Annotated in this window: 14 protein-coding genes; 6 read left to right on the plus strand and 8 right to left on the minus strand. The window is 70.2% G+C overall.

Translation table 11 applies throughout. The annotated features are described in order from the left end of the window. Positions 1 to 588: 588 nt before the first annotated feature. The 3 genes from cofD to QE449_RS13625 are packed head-to-tail and all read left to right on the plus strand — an operon-like array spanning position 589 to position 3468. On the plus strand, positions 589 to 1545 hold the full coding sequence (cofD, locus tag QE449_RS13615) for a 2-phospho-L-lactate transferase (protein WP_027506879.1): 957 nt from the start codon (positions 589 to 591) through the stop codon (positions 1543 to 1545). Continuing rightward, on the plus strand, positions 1542 to 2900 hold the full coding sequence (locus tag QE449_RS13620; RefSeq protein ID WP_307108961.1) for a coenzyme F420-0:L-glutamate ligase: 1359 nt from the start codon (positions 1542 to 1544) through the stop codon (positions 2898 to 2900). The genes cofD and QE449_RS13620 overlap by 4 nt, the downstream gene beginning before the upstream one ends. A gap of 10 nt (positions 2901 to 2910) precedes the next feature. Next, positions 2911 to 3468, plus strand: a complete 558-nt coding sequence (locus QE449_RS13625) for an NUDIX hydrolase (protein WP_056447758.1) — start codon at positions 2911 to 2913, stop codon at positions 3466 to 3468. Between the two features lie 54 nt (positions 3469 to 3522). On the opposite strand, the gene QE449_RS13630 is transcribed toward QE449_RS13625, so the two are convergent. Genes QE449_RS13630 through rfbD form a run of 3 tightly spaced genes read right to left on the minus strand, consistent with a single transcriptional unit; the run spans position 3523 to position 6435 of the window. Continuing rightward, positions 3523 to 4599, minus strand: coding sequence for a sugar phosphate nucleotidyltransferase (locus tag QE449_RS13630; protein WP_027506882.1), 1077 nt, complete (start codon positions 4597 to 4599; stop codon positions 3523 to 3525). A 26-nt stretch (positions 4600 to 4625) separates the two neighbouring features. Further along, a complete protein-coding gene (locus QE449_RS13635; RefSeq protein WP_307108962.1) occupies positions 4626 to 5516 on the minus strand; it encodes a glycosyltransferase family 2 protein in 891 nt (296 codons plus the stop codon). Positions 5517 to 5526: 10 nt separating this feature from the next. Continuing rightward, a complete protein-coding gene (gene rfbD / locus QE449_RS13640) occupies positions 5527 to 6435 on the minus strand; it encodes a dTDP-4-dehydrorhamnose reductase (RefSeq protein ID WP_307108963.1) in 909 nt (302 codons plus the stop codon). A gap of 267 nt (positions 6436 to 6702) precedes the next feature. Here rfbD and QE449_RS13645 point away from each other — a divergent pair, with 267 nt between their 5' ends. Continuing rightward, a complete protein-coding gene (locus QE449_RS13645) occupies positions 6703 to 8139 on the plus strand; it encodes an LCP family protein (protein ID WP_307109727.1) in 1437 nt (478 codons plus the stop codon). Between the two features lie 27 nt (positions 8140 to 8166). After that, positions 8167 to 8880 (plus strand): TIGR03089 family protein, encoded by a 714-nt coding sequence (locus QE449_RS13650; RefSeq protein WP_307108964.1) that lies wholly within the window; start codon positions 8167 to 8169, stop codon positions 8878 to 8880. Here the strand turns inward: QE449_RS13650 and QE449_RS13655 are convergent. From QE449_RS13655 to QE449_RS13675, 5 genes are read right to left on the minus strand one after another with little or no spacing between them, the layout of a single operon-like run. Next, a complete protein-coding gene (locus QE449_RS13655; RefSeq protein ID WP_231476447.1) occupies positions 8861 to 9274 on the minus strand; it encodes a hypothetical protein in 414 nt (137 codons plus the stop codon). The two genes, QE449_RS13650 and QE449_RS13655, sit on opposite strands and share 20 nt — an antisense overlap. After that, a complete protein-coding gene (gene crcB, locus QE449_RS13660; RefSeq protein ID WP_027506888.1) occupies positions 9271 to 9657 on the minus strand; it encodes a fluoride efflux transporter CrcB in 387 nt (128 codons plus the stop codon). The genes QE449_RS13655 and crcB (QE449_RS13660) overlap by 4 nt, the downstream gene beginning before the upstream one ends. Next, positions 9654 to 10094 carry a fluoride efflux transporter CrcB gene (gene crcB / locus QE449_RS13665; RefSeq protein WP_056447753.1) on the minus strand — a complete coding sequence of 147 codons (441 nt, stop codon included), beginning with the start codon at positions 10092 to 10094 and terminating at the stop codon, positions 9654 to 9656. Before crcB (QE449_RS13665) ends, crcB (QE449_RS13660) begins: the two co-directional genes overlap by 4 nt. Next, positions 10091 to 10609 carry a 5-(carboxyamino)imidazole ribonucleotide mutase gene (purE, locus tag QE449_RS13670; protein ID WP_027506889.1) on the minus strand — a complete coding sequence of 173 codons (519 nt, stop codon included), beginning with the start codon at positions 10607 to 10609 and terminating at the stop codon, positions 10091 to 10093. The genes crcB (QE449_RS13665) and purE overlap by 4 nt, the downstream gene beginning before the upstream one ends. Beyond that, the gene (locus QE449_RS13675) at positions 10602 to 11894 is read right to left on the minus strand and encodes a 5-(carboxyamino)imidazole ribonucleotide synthase (RefSeq protein WP_222650407.1); all 1293 of its coding nucleotides are present in this window, start codon (positions 11892 to 11894) and stop codon (positions 10602 to 10604) included. Before QE449_RS13675 ends, purE begins: the two co-directional genes overlap by 8 nt. Positions 11895 to 11948: 54 nt before the next feature. Here QE449_RS13675 and QE449_RS13680 point away from each other — a divergent pair, with 54 nt between their 5' ends. Next, a complete protein-coding gene (locus QE449_RS13680; protein ID WP_037186749.1) occupies positions 11949 to 12539 on the plus strand; it encodes a GtrA family protein in 591 nt (196 codons plus the stop codon). Positions 12540 to 12553 lie beyond the last annotated feature (14 nt).

Below are 12553 nucleotides of genomic sequence, written 5' to 3' on the forward strand. Positions count from 1 at the left end.
ACTCAGATGCAGTGCGGGCGCAGGCATTCCGAGGCTCGTGAGCGGCGGGTCGACGTCGTCGACCGAGACGTCCTCCGGGTCGATCCCGTCCACGGGGTCCGCCGGGGCGTCCTCCGTCACGGCATCCACGTGCAGTACGTCGTCGAGTTCCCCGACGGGGGACTCCTGTCGACCGAGGTCGTGGTGTTGTTCCGGCATCACGTCCGCCTCCTCACCTGTTCGAGCGCAGTTGTTGTCGGTCACTTGTGTCGATGATCGACCGCGAAGCCGGATCGAAGAGCGAAGCCTCGTGTCACCATGGGACGTGACGCTGCGGAACGCAGCGCGCGAACTCGTGTCGACTCATGGGAACACGTGTTCGAACGGTGGTTCGCTACAAGCGATTCCGCTGTTCGAACCGTTAATGACATGACTGTGATTAGACACGCCGCGGTGTGTCGCGGTCAAGCGGACCGCTCGATTTGCAATACCATCCGATCTCCGGTTTTCCCGGAAGGCGAGACTTCCCCGGTGTTTCGCGTCGGACACGCCGTGGTTCGCGCCCACCGGCCCGATCGCGCCGACGGCGACCGCCTAGGGTCGAGGGTCATGAAGGTGACTGTGGTGGTGGGCGGCGTCGGTGGCGCGCGGTTCCTCCAGGGGGTTCGAGAACTGCTGGGGCCGGACGGCGACGTCACGGCCGTGGTGAACGTCGGCGACGACGTCTGGATGCACGGCCTGCGCATCACACCCGACCTCGACACCTGCATGTACACGCTCGGCGACGGCATCGACACCGAGCGCGGCTGGGGTCGACGCGACGAGACGTGGAGCGTCAAGGAGGAACTCGCGGCGTACGGGGCCCACCCGGACTGGTTCGGGCTCGGGGACCGCGACATCGCGACGCATCTGATCCGGACGCGCATGCTCCGCACCGGGTACCCGCTGTCCGCAGTCGTGGAGGCCCTGTGCGACAGGTGGTCTCCGGGTGTCCGCCTGCTGCCCGTCACGGACGACCGCAGCGAGACCCACGTGGTGATCACCGATCCCGACGACGGCACCGACAAGGCCGTTCATTTCCAGGAGTGGTGGGTGCGCTACCGCGCTGCTGTGACGACTCACAGTTTCGCGTACGTCGGAGCGGACAAGGCGACCCCGGCGGACGGCGTCGTCGAGGCGATCGAGACCGCGGACGCGGTACTGCTCGCACCGTCCAACCCGGTGGTCAGCATCGGCGCCGTCCTGGCGGTGCCCGGCATCCGCTCCGCACTGCGCACCACACCCGCGAAGGTCGTCGGGCTCTCCCCCGTCATCGACGGCAAGCCGTTGCGCGGCATGGCCGACGAGTGCCTGTCCGTCATCGGTGTGGAGACGACGGCCGAGGCCATCGGCCGCCACTACGGTGCCCGCTCGGCGGCGGGCATCCTCGACGCCTGGCTGATCCACGAGACCGACACCGCCGACGTTCCCGGCGTGGACGTGCGCGCGGTACCTCTGCTCATGACCGAGCCCGCGGTGACCGCACGGATGGCGCGCGCCGCGCTCGAGGCAGCGGGCGTCCTGTGACCCGATCCGACGGTCCCGGCGATCATGCACCGGGCGGTTCGATCGAGGTGATTCCCGTCGCGGGACTCCCCGAGTTCCGGCCGGGCGACGACCTGGTGGCAGCAGTCGCCACGGCAGCACCGTGGCTCGCCGACGGCGATGTCCTGGTGGTCACGAGCAAGATCGTCTCCAAGGTCGAGGGACGCCTCGTGACCGCGCCGACCGACCCGGAGGCGCGGGACGCACTGCGCCGCATGCTCGTCGAGCAGGAGGCCGTGCGCGTACTCGCCCAGCGCGGTCGCACGCTCATCACCGAGAACCGCCTCGGCATCGTGCAGGCCGCGTCCGGCATCGACGGATCCAACGTGTCGACGGACGAGTTGGCCCTGCTCCCCGAGGATCCCGACGCGTCCGCCCGGGCACTGCGCGACGGTGTACGCCGTTCGCTGGGCGTGGCCGTCGCCGTCGTCGTCACCGACACGATGGGCCGCGCGTGGCGGAACGGCCAGACGGACAACGCGATCGGATCGGCCGGGTTGCCCGTCCTGCACGCGTACGCCGGTGGTCGCGACGCGCAGGGCAACGAGCTGATGGTCACCGAGGTCGCGCTCGCGGACGAGCTGGCGTCCGCTGGGGATCTGGTGAAGGGCAAGCTCGGCTCGGTTCCCGTCGCCGTGGTCCGGGGTCTGCACTACGCCGACGACGGCTCCTCCGCCCGCGATCTGGTGCGTCCGGGCGAGGACGACCTCTTCTGGTTGGGAACGCAGGAGGCTCTGCGACGAGGTGCACTCGGCGCGGTACCCGCCCGTCGCTCGGTACGCGAGTTCGACTCGGCCCCGGTCGATCCCGCTGTCGTCGAGGCCGCCGTGGCGGACGCCGTCACCGCGCCGGCTCCCCATCACTCTCACCCGATGCGCTACGTCGCCGTCCGGACACCGGCGGTGCGCACCGCACTGCTCGATGCGATGGCAACGCGGTGGCGCGCCGATCTCGAGCGAGACGGACGGACCGCGGACTCGATCGAGGCCCGTCTGGCACGCGGTGATCTGCTGCGCACCGCGCCGGAACTGATTCTGGCGTTCGCGGTGCTCGACGACGCGCACGACTATCCGGACGCGGAACGGCAGTCCGCGGAGACCGTCATGTTCACGGTGGCGGCGGGCGCGTCGGTGCAGGCGTTCCTGGTGTCGCTCGCGGCGCGCGGCCTCGGCAGTTGCTGGGTCGGGTCGACCATCTTCGCCGCCGACACCGTGCGCGAGACGCTCGATCTACCCGCCGACTGGCATCCCGTCGGGGCCGTCGCCGTCGGACACCCGCTCACTCCCCCGTCGCCCCGCGCGCCGACGCCGCCCGGCTCCGCGTTCCGAGAACTGTGAGGAACCGTCCGTGAGCGCCGAGAGCCTCCACGAATCCGCGAGAGAACTGCTCCGTTCCTGGTCGACGACCGAGCCGCACGACGACTCGATGCGCCACACGATGCTGGCGTTCCTCGACAGTGCGCCGCGTGGCTGTCTCCGCGAGAACGTGGCCGGTCACGTCACCGCGTCGGCGCTGGTGCTCGATCGGAGTGGGTGCCACGTGCTCCTGACGCTGCACCCGCGGGTCGGACGATGGCTCCAACTGGGCGGACACTGCGAGGTCGACGACGAGACCGTCCGGGACGCGGCACTCCGCGAGGCGCGTGAGGAGAGCGGCATCGACGACCTGGTTCTCGAGCCGGAGCTGCTCTCCGTTCACACGCACCCGATCACGTGTTCGCTCGGCGAGCCGACGCGCCACCTCGACCTGCGCTTCGTCGTACGCGCCGCGGACGGTGCACACATCGTCCGCAGCGCGGAGTCGAACGACCTGCGGTGGTGGCCCGTCGACGACCTCCCCGACGGGGAGGCGGGCGCCGAACGAGACGCGTTGCAGGACATGATCTCCCGCGCGGCGGCTCGCTGAGCCTCGGGCGCCCTGGATTCTCGGACGCCCTGGATTCTCGGACGCCCTGGATCCTCAGACGTCGGTCGAGAAGCGCACTCCACCGTCGGGCAGCGTCACTCCGGGCCACACCCGGGCGCCGCGGAGCAGCTCGCACCGCGCGCCGATGTTGGCTCCGTCGCCGATGACGGCGTCGCGCACGAGTGCCCGCGGTCCGATGCGCGCACCGAATCCGAGGATCGATCGTTCGACCACCGCGCCGGCCTCGACCACGGCACCGTCGAAGAGGACGGCACCGTCGAGACGGGCGCCCGCTCCCACCTCGGCGCCGCGTCCGACGACCGTGCCGCCGATCAGCAGCGCGCCGGGCGCGACGCCCGCGCCGGGATGGACCAGCGACTCGCCCCGCGTCCCCGTCAGCGCAGGCGACGGTGCGATTCCGCGCACGAGGTCGGCGGAGCCCTTCACGAAGTCCTCCGGCGTACCCATGTCGCGCCAGTAGGCGGCGTCGACGTGTCCGAAGACTCGCTTGTCCTCGGCCAGCAGTGCGGGGAACACCTCACGCTCGACGGACACCGGACGATCGGACGGGATCTTCTCGATGATCTCCCGCTTGAACACGTAGCAGCCGGCGTTGATCTGGTCCGTCGGCGGATCCTGGGTCTTCTCGAGAAACGCGGTGACGCGGCCGGACTCGTCGGTGGGCACGCAGCCGAACGCACGCGGGTCACCGACGCGGACGAGGTGCAGGGTGACGTCCGCCTCGGTGGTGCGGTGGGTGTCGAGCACGCCGCGCAGATCGGTACCGCCCAGCACGTCACCGTTGAAGACCATGACGTTGTCGGCGCGGAGCCGGGGCAGGACGTTGCGGATACCGCCGCCGGTGCCCATCGGCTCCTCCTCGAACACGTACTCGAGCTCGAGGCCGAGTGCGCTGCCGTCACCGAAGTGCTGCTCGAACACCTCCGACTTGAAGGACGTGCCGAGTACGACGTGGTCGATCCCGGCGTCCTTGATGCGCGCCAGGAGATGGGTGAGGAACGGCAGACCTGCCGTGGGCAGCATCGGCTTGGGGGCGGAGAGCGTGAGCGGACGCAGTCGCGTGCCCTTTCCTCCGACCAGAACTACGGCATCGGTCGCCGGAGCAGTCATCGCGTATCGCCTTTCTCAGAAACTTCTCACGTGCTCGAACCTGACCCCACCGTGTCGTCGCGTTGCCGCAGTGCGGCAGTCACGACCACCCTGGACCGCAACGCCAGTCCGGCGCGCAACGTCCACCGGAGAGGAGCTTGCCATCTCCGCGGGTGTCTATCAGCTTGGAAGCGATAGGCGCTGCGGTGGTGCGCCGGCAGCATCGACTCCGGATGACGCCCCGCGGCATGACCTTTGGCGTGCGTCACGACGGCCGTGGGCACGTAGATGTTGGTCCAGCCCGCTCGTCCGAGGCGATCTCCGAGATCGACGTCCTCCATGTACATGAAATACCGGGAATCGAACCCGTCCACCGAGTCGAACGCGGCACGGCGCAGCAACAGACACGAGCCGGACAGCCACCCGACCGACCGCTCGCTGACCTCGTCGTTGTCCTGCCGGTAGCGCTGCGTCCACGGATTCGACGGCCACACCGAACCGAGCAGTGCGTGCAGCGACCCGGACGTGAGATCGGGAACGCGGCGGGCTGACGGGTAGCGCGAACCGTCCGGCTCGAGGATGAGGGGCCCGAGCGACCCGGCCCGCGGATGCCGTTCGGCGGCCGCCAGCAGCTCGTCGATCGACCCGGGGCCGAACTGGACGTCGGGATTGACGACCATGACGAACTCGGTGGCCGGATCCACCTCGGCGACAGCGCGATTGGCGGCGCCGCCGTAGCCGATGTTCGCTCCGGTGCGCAGCAGTCGGACGTTGTCGTATGCGGCCTCGGCCGCCTCGGGCGCGCCGTCGGTGGACCCGTTGTCCGCGAGAATCACCGACACCGGCCGCGTCGTCGCATCCCGCAGGGACTCGAGGAATGCGTCGAGGTGCTCGCCGGGCGAATAGGTCACCGTCACGACGGCCAGGGGGGCACTCACGCCGGTCACCCTACTGGGCGGCTCCGGGCGGGTCCGCGACCGCCCGAGCCGCCAGCGCGGCCGTCAGGGCGTCGCGCCAGGGCCGCAGCGGGGTCAGCCCGGCACCCTTCCAGGCCGCGGGCGAGAGCACCGAGTAGGCGGGACGCGGCGCCGGCCGCACGTAGCGATCACTGCCGCACGGGTGAACACGGTCGGGATCGGCGCCCACGGTCTCGAAGGTCGCCCGAGCGAGATCGAACCAGGACGCCGTGCCGGCGTTGGTGGCGTGCAGAATTTGCGGCAGCGCTCGCGGCGACGTCGCCGCCTCGAGGAGCGCGTCCGCGAGATCACCCGAGTACGTCGGCGAACCCACCTGGTCGTTCACGACGTCGAGGGTCTCCCGCTCGGCCTCGAGCCGGAGCATCGTGGCGACGAAGTCGGAGCCGGTGCCGGTGTAGACCCACGCGGTCCGCACGATCGTCGCGGACGGCAACGCCTCCAGGACCGCCCGTTCCCCTGCCAGCTTGGTGCGCCCGTAGGCCGTCGCCGGCGCGGTGGGATCGTCGGGTTCGTACGGGGTCCGCGCGTCTCCGGCGAACACGTAGTCGGTCGAGACGTGCACGAGACCTGCACCGACCTCGGCGCACCGCTCGGCGAGCAGGCGCGGTCCCACCTCGTTCAGCAGTGCGGCGCGGTCCTCCTCGGTCTCCGCCGCGTCGACCGCCGTGTGCGCTGCGCAGTTGATCACCACGGTGCCCGGCACCACGGCGGCGGCGATCGACTCCGGATCCGTGATGTCGAGGTCGGCTGATCCGAAGCCGAGCACGCGGGCCCCGCAGTACCCGTCCCGCGCGCGGTCGACGAGTCGGCGACCGAGCTGACCTCCGGCTCCGGTCACCACGATCGTCCTGTCCGAACTCTGCTCTGCGTCGGTGGTCACAGCGACAGAGTGTGGCACGCCGTGGCGGGTTGCGCGGAGCACGGCGACCCTGCCGTTAGCCTGGGGATCGTGACGGATTCTGTGACGGGCCCCGGGACACCGCGCGATCCGTACAGACCTCGGACACAGCGCGGTGCGCAGCGGCGACCCGATTCTCGCGAGTCGGAACCGGGTGCGCGGCGCGCCTCCACCCGCTCCGACCGGGGGCGTCGACCTCCGACCAGCCACCGCCCCTCGCGGACACCGGGGCACTCCAACGCCGGCCGGATAGCCGTCGCTCTGTTCTCCGCCGGCGCGTTGCTGGTGACGGGTGTGGCATGGCAGAGCATCGACTCGCTGCGCAGCAACCTCGCGACGGTGTCGAACCTCGATCTCGGCGACGGGGCCGACGGTGCGGTCGACATCCTGCTCGTGGGCACCGACAGCAGGACCGACGCGCACGGCAACGCGCTCTCGCAGAACGAGCTCGACTCGCTCCGCGCCGGCGACGAGGTGGCCAACAACACCGACACCATCATTCTGATCCGCGTTCCCAACGACGGATCGTCCGCGTCGGCGATCTCCATCCCGCGCGACGCGTACGTGAACGTGCCCGGCATCGGCGACAGCAAGATCAACGCCGCGTACGGAGCCACCAAGGAGGAGAAGCGCCTCGAACTCGTCGAGAGCGGGGTGCCCGACGCCGAAGCCGACAGCGAGTCGACGCTCGCGGGCCGCAAGGCGCTCATCGACTCCGTCGCGGGCCTCACCGGCGTGACGGTCGATCACTACGCCGAGGTCGGGCTGCTCGGCTTCGTCCTGCTCACCGATGCCGTCGGCGGCGTCGACGTGTGTCTGAACGCGCCGGTCGACGAGCCCCTCTCCGGCGCGCGCTTCGCGGCCGGGCAGCAGACGCTCTCGGGTGCCGACGCCCTCAGCTTCGTGCGCCAGCGCCACGATCTCCCCCGTGGCGATCTCGACCGCATCGTCCGTCAGCAGGTGTTCATGGCGTCGCTGGTCCGCAAGGTGCTCAGCGCCCGCACGCTCAGCAACCCCGGCACGTTGGGGCAGCTCGGGTCGGCCGTGCAGCGCTCCGTCACCATCGACGACGACTGGGACGTCCTCGACTTCGCCACGAAGTTGCAGGACGTCGCCGGCGGCGCGGTCACCTTCGACACCATTCCCGTCGCGGACATCAACGGCGTCACCGATTACGGCGAGTCGATCGTCGCGGTCGACCCCGTCGAGGTCCAGACGTGGGTGCGCGGCCTCATCGGCGACGCAGCGCCGTCCGAGAGCGTGACGCCGACACCCTCCGTTCCCGACATCGACGCCTCGAGTGTCACCGTGGACGTCGCGAACGACAGCGGCGTCGACGGTCTGGCGTCCTCGGTCTCCGACACTCTGTCGGGCGAGGGCTTCGTTCCGGGCGAGGTCGGCAACAACGAGGGTGCGAGCGTCGACCGGACCACCGTGTACGCCGCGTCGTCGGACGGTGACGCCGCGGCGGCCGTCGCCGCGCGGGTGGGCACCGACCGGACCGAGACCGACGACTCGCTGCCGTCCGGGACCGTGCGCGTCGTGCTGGCCTCCGACTACTCCGCTCCCGCGGCGGCGGGCTCACTTCCGGCCGGTGTCTCGCCCGCAGGCGACACCGCCACCCCGGCTCCCGCGGCCGCGGACCCGATCGACGCCGGGTCCACGGGCCCCCAGTGCGTCAACTGATCGGGCCCGTTCGGAAGAATGTCGTCGATGACCTCAGGTGGCACGACGCTCACGGACGCGCTTCTCGGACCCATCCTCGCGGCGGACGCGGCGGGACCGCGCATCACCTACTACGACGACTCGACCGGTGAGCGTATCGAGTTGTCCGCGCTGACTCTCGCCAACTGGGCCGCGAAGACGGCCAACTTCCTCCGCGACGAGCTCGGTGTGTCGCCCGGCGACGTCGTCAGCGTCGTGCTCCCCGCGCACTGGCAGACCGCCTCGGTGCTGCTCGGCGCGTGGTGGGCCGGCGCCGAGGTGACTCTCCGGCCCGATCCGGACGCGGCGGTCGCCCTGGTGACCGCCTCGGGTGTGGAGACCGCCGACGCCGGTGAGGTGGCCGCACTGTCGCTCGACCCGTTCGGTCGGCCCGTCGACGACCTCCCCCTCGGAGTCACCGACTACGCGACGTCGGTTCGCGTGCACGGCGATCAGTTCGTTCCCGTCGGCGCCGGTCCGGCCCTGGAGGGTCGCTCCGTCCAGGACGTCCTGACCGATGCACAGGGCCGCGCCGCAGCGCGCGGACTGTCGGCGACGGACCGGGTTCTCGCGACCGGGTCGTGGGACGACGCCGACGGACTGCTCGACGGTCTCGTCGCGGTGCTCGCGGCCGGCGCGTCACTGGTTCAGGTGACCGCGCTGGACCCGGCGGCACTCGATCGCCGCGTCGCCACGGAGAAGGTCACGACGGTCCTCGAGTGAGATAGCCCCCGTCGCCGAGTCCGGCCTCCACCTCGAAGCGGTTGGCGGCGCCCGGCCGGCGCATCTCCTCCACCAGGTACCGGATCGCGAACGAGAACCCGTGGCGGGCCCACTGGTCGGCGTGCACGGACTCGTGGCGCAGCATCGCCCGCCGTCGACGGGGATCGACGAGCGCGTGTCCGGTGAGGAACGCTCCGCCGAAACACGTTCCGCCGCGGGCGTATCCGCCTCGCATCGCCTCGCACACGATCAAGTTCGACGACGCGTCGTACGAGATCCGCGAGCGCCACAGACGAGCCCAGGTGAGCGCCGTGGCCGTCACGACGAGCGACTGGATGCTGCCGCGCGACACCCGTCGCAGCGGGCTCGACCCCCGCGGACCGGAGGACGTCACACCGAGCTCCCACCCGACGCCGCCCACACGAGAGCCAGTCCACCGGCGCAGGCCAGGACGGAGGCGATCACGGTGGTCCCCGCGTTCGCCGCGGCCGCCCGGTGCCGACCCTCCTGCACGAGTCGGACCGTCTGCACGCTCGCGGTGCTGAACGTGGTGTACCCGCCGCAGAACCCGGTGCCGGCGACGGCCTGCCACTCGGCGGGCCGGCCGGCGAACAGCACGAGCCCGGCCAGGATGCCGAGGAGGAACGACCCACTGACGTTGACGATCAGAGTCCCCAGGGGGAACGGCCGACCGAACCGAGCCGTCACCTCGCCGTCGACGACGAAGCGGACCACCGCCCCGAGCGCACCCGCGAGCAGCACCGCGGCGACCGTCATGTGCGTGGCCTCCGATGGAGGGTGCCACCGGTCACGATGCCCGCCCAGGCACAGATCAGTCCCGCCACGACTCCGACGGCGGCGTAGGTCAGTGCAGTCGTCGGTGCGCCGTCCCGGACGAGCTCGACCGTCTCGAGGGCGAACGTGCTGTAGGTCGTGAACGCGCCACAGAAACCGGTGCCCGCCACCAGGCGCACCCACCGACGCCGCCCGACGTCCGGTCCCGAGCGCGCCAACGCTTCCAGCAGCAGACCGAGGACGAACGCACCGCTCAGGTTGATCAGGAACGTGGCCCACGGCCATCCCGTTCCGGAGTGCGGCACCCAGGACTCCAACGAGTAGCGGGCACCCGTCCCCGCGGCACCGCCGACGACGACCGCGGCCAGGGCAGCGGGCGTGCGGTGCAGAGGACGGACCGAGTCCGCGGACGCGGTCATTCCAGCAGACTGCGACGCAGCGCCTCGTCCTTGTCCAGCACCATCTGCTCGAGTCCGCGCTGGAACTCGGCCATCCGTCCACGCAGCTGCGGATCGGCGGCACCGAGAATGCGCACGGCGAGCAGACCGGCGTTGCGTGCGCCGCCGATGGAGACCGTCGCGACGGGCACCCCCGCCGGCATCTGGACGATCGACAGGAGCGAGTCCATCCCGTCGAGGTACTTGAGGGGAACCGGGACACCGATGACGGGGAGCGGCGTCGCGGAGGCCACCATGCCCGGCAGGTGAGCGGCACCGCCGGCGCCGGCGATGATCACCTCGATTCCGCGGTCCGCCGCGTCCCGCGCGTAGTCGAGCATGCGCTGCGGCGTCCGGTGCGCGGAGACCACGCCCACCTCGAAGCGGACGCCGAACTCGGCGACCGCCAGGGCGGCGGCCTCCATCACCGGCCAGTCCGAGTCGCTGCCCATGATGATGCCGACCCGGACGGCCGTGCTGTTGCTGTTCTCATCCATGATGCGGATCCCATCCGTCGGTCCAGACGCCGTGCGAGAGCCAGTGCGCGGCACGCTCGGCACGCTCCCGGACCTCGGCGACGTGCTCGGCATCGGACGCGGAGCCGTTCCGCGGGCCCACGATGTTGACGTGGCCGATCTTGCGGTCCTTGCGCTCACCCTTGTCGTAGAGGTGCACCTTGGCGTCGGGCATCCGCGCGAACAGGTGATGCACCCGCTCGTCCATGGTCGAGGACGGCTGCTCCTCGGCGCCGAGGACGTTGGCCATGACGGACACCGGCGCGAGAGGCGCGCAGTCACCGAGGGGATAGTCGAGTACCGCGCGCAGGTGCTGCTCGAACTGCGAGGTCCGGGCACCGTCCTGCGTCCAGTGGCCCGAGTTGTGCGGGCGCATGGCGAGTTCGTTGATCGACAGGGTGCCGTCGACCTTCTCGAACAGCTCCACGGCCATGACTCCCACCACACCCAGCTCGGACGCGATGCGGAGCGCGATGTGCTCGGCGTCCGCAGCCAGGTCCTCGGACAGGCCGGGAGCGGGTGCGATGACGACGGCGCACTGTCCGGACCGCTGCACGGTCTCGACGACGGGCCAGGTCGCTCCCTGCCCGAACGGGGACCGCGCGACCATCGCCGAGAGTTCGCGCGCCATGTCGACACGCTGTTCCGCCATCAGCGGCACTCCGGCGGCGAGCTGGTCGGACACCACGGTGCGCGCCTCGTCGGCGTCGTCGGGCATCCAGACGCCGCGACCGTCGTAGCCGCCGCGCACGGCCTTGATCACGATGCGCCAGTCGTGGGCGTCACCGAAGGTGACGACGTCCTCGACGGAGGCCACCTCCGTGAAATCCGGTACCGGTAGTCCCAGTTCCCGCAGGCGAACGCGCATCCGCAGCTTGTCCTGCGCGAAGATCAGCGCCTCGGGAGGCGGCTGGACGTTGACGCCCTCGGCGACGAGGACGTCGAGATGCTCGGTGGGGACGTGTTCGTGATCGAACGTCAGCGCGTCGGCACCGGCGGCGACCGCACGCAGTGCCGCGAGATCGGTGTGCTCGCCGAGCACCACGTCGGCGCTCACCCGAGCCGCCGGATCGTTCTCCCCGGCCGCGAGCACGCGCAGGGTCTGACCCAGCTCGATCGCGGCCTGGTGGGTCATCCGTGCGAGCTGTCCTCCGCCGACCATCGCGACGACGGGCAGGGACGAGGTGCGCTGCCGCGGCGGGTCGGTGCGCGGGGTCTGCTGGGGGATGTCCGAATTCACGGTGTCTCCTGCTGTCACGTCGCTCATCGTGTCACGAGTCCGATTAGTGTTTGGTCACTGCTCTTCGTAAAGTGGGTCACCGTGCCTCTGATCGACCGTGTGGTTGCCGGTATCCCGCAGCCGTTCCGAAGCATCGCCCTCCGCCACTCCGAACTGATCAAGTTCGCGATCGTCGGCGCGACCACGATGGTGTTCGACCTCGCGATCTTCTACTCACTGAGCCTCACCGTGCTCGAGTCGAAGCCCGTCGTCGCCAAGATCTTCTCCGGCGTGATGGCGACGATTCTCAGCTACATCCTCAACCGCGAGTGGTCGTTCAAGAACCGTGGTGGCCGCGAGCGTCATCACGAGGCACTGTTGTTCTTCACCATCAGTGGCATCGGCGTCATCCTCGCCGCCGCTCCGCTCTGGATCGCGAACAACGTCTTCGACATCCGCGAGGGACAGACCACCCTCACCGCGTTGATCATCATCGACTTCGTCCTCAACTACGTCATCGGCAATCTGCTGCAGATGGTCTTCCGATTCTGGGCACTGCGTCGCTTCGCGTTCCCGGACGAGAACGGCCGCGGGATCATCGCGAATCCGCTGATCGAGGACGAGCCGGACCCCGATCTCGATCCCGACGTCGACCCGGACGACGAGCAGACGCAGTTCATGGGTCACAGCTGACGCGACGCGTCAGG

This window comes from Rhodococcus sp. SORGH_AS_0303 (assembly GCF_030819335.1).
In the GTDB taxonomy this organism is placed as follows: domain Bacteria; phylum Actinomycetota; class Actinomycetes; order Mycobacteriales; family Mycobacteriaceae; genus Rhodococcoides.